Genomic DNA, 938 nt, shown 5'->3' with positions numbered 1-938 from the left:
GAACAACAGCAACACAGACTGGCGATTCTAGCCCAGACACTGCACACGGCAAGCCCTCTTGCAACCTTAGGGCGCGGCTATGCCATATTAAAGTCCGATAAACAGAAAGTTCAAACCCAGTGCAGCGACTTCAAGGCGGGAGACAAAATCAGTGCCACACTAAAAGATGGGATTGTCCATTGTACCGTCGACCAAAGTGTTCCAGAACTGGACTTATAACTCAGCCCAGCTTACTTCAAGGCTTGATAAATTTTCGCTAGATTGTACTGCATCATATCGAGATAGCTTGGCGCTAGCTCATGAGATAAGGCGCCCGAGATCAGTTCACCTCCAAAATTGACTCCCGTTTCCATTTGCACAACTTTGATAAGGCGATTGTCAGCGACATTTTCCTCGAAAATCGCCTTGACGCCAGAGCTCCGAACCTGACGAACTACTTGTGCAATTTGTGCTGCAGAAGCCTCTCCTCCCGTACTGATGCCTTGCAAGCTCCGCATTTTCAAACCATAATCTCGAGCCAAATAAGCAAAGGCATTGTGAGGAACAACCATTTGTCGTTGAGACGCAGGCAGAGCCAAAAACTTCTTCTCGTAAGCTTGGTTAAGCAAGTCTAATTCTTCAATATATGCCTGTGCATTCGTTTCATATTCTCCGGCATGCGGAGGGTCAACCTTCGCTAAGGCATTGGTGATATTGCGAATATATACTTTTGCAGCCTGCAAGCTATGCCAGGCATGCGGGTCAACCCTTCCAACCATCTTGGAAATATCATCATTTTCATCAAGAGAAGCGCTACTATGCTTATGCTCTTCTTCGCCATGATGACCATGACTATGTCGACGCAAATCCTTTCGCTCTCTGATCAAACGAACATTTTCTGTCGCTATCACAGTCAGGCCATTAAAATCTGCTGCTGCAACCAAGCGCGCTAACCACCC

Annotated in this window: 2 protein-coding genes; one reads left to right on the top strand and one right to left on the bottom strand. The window is 46.9% G+C overall.

Going from position 1 to position 938, the window contains the following annotated elements; translation table 11 throughout:
• On the top strand, positions 1-219 hold a 219-nt coding region (locus tag A3729_RS28175; protein WP_304439778.1), incomplete at its 5' end, for an exodeoxyribonuclease VII large subunit.
• Positions 220-230: 11 nt separating this feature from the next.
• Here the strand turns inward: A3729_RS28175 and A3729_RS28170 are convergent.
• Positions 231-938: metal ABC transporter solute-binding protein, Zn/Mn family (locus A3729_RS28170; protein ID WP_068634525.1), on the bottom strand; the 708-nt coding region annotated here is incomplete at its 5' end.

It is taken from the genome of Oleiphilus sp. HI0043, assembly GCF_001634935.1.
Note: the sequence above shows the minus strand (reverse complement) of the source record. Positions and strands in the feature narration are given on the sequence as shown.